At 66.2% G+C, this 210-nt stretch carries 1 protein-coding gene; it reads right to left on the bottom strand.

All coding sequences use genetic code 11. From position 1 onward, the window contains the following. Positions 1–210, bottom strand: a 210-nt coding sequence (locus tag EXE42_RS18370; RefSeq protein WP_137707161.1) for an ATP-binding cassette domain-containing protein, incomplete at both ends; no start/stop codon positions are given.

The following is a 210-nucleotide window of genomic DNA, read 5'->3' as shown; positions in this document are numbered from 1 at the left end:
CTGTTGCCCGCCGGAGAGTTCGAGCCCCGAGGAGTCGAGCTGGTCTTTCACCTCGTCCCACAGCGCCGCGCCCTTCAGCGACTCCTCGACGCGCTGGTCGACGTCGCCGTCGAAGTCCTGGATCTTCAGGCCGTACGCGACGTTGTCGCGGATCGACTTCGGGAACGGGTTCGGCTTCTGGAACACCATCCCGATCTTCCGGCGCAGGGC

It is taken from the genome of Halorubrum sp. SP3, from assembly GCF_005435195.1.
Taxonomy (GTDB): Archaea; Halobacteriota; Halobacteria; order Halobacteriales; family Haloferacaceae; genus Halorubrum; species Halorubrum sodomense.
This window is presented reverse-complemented; position numbering and strand designations above follow the sequence as displayed.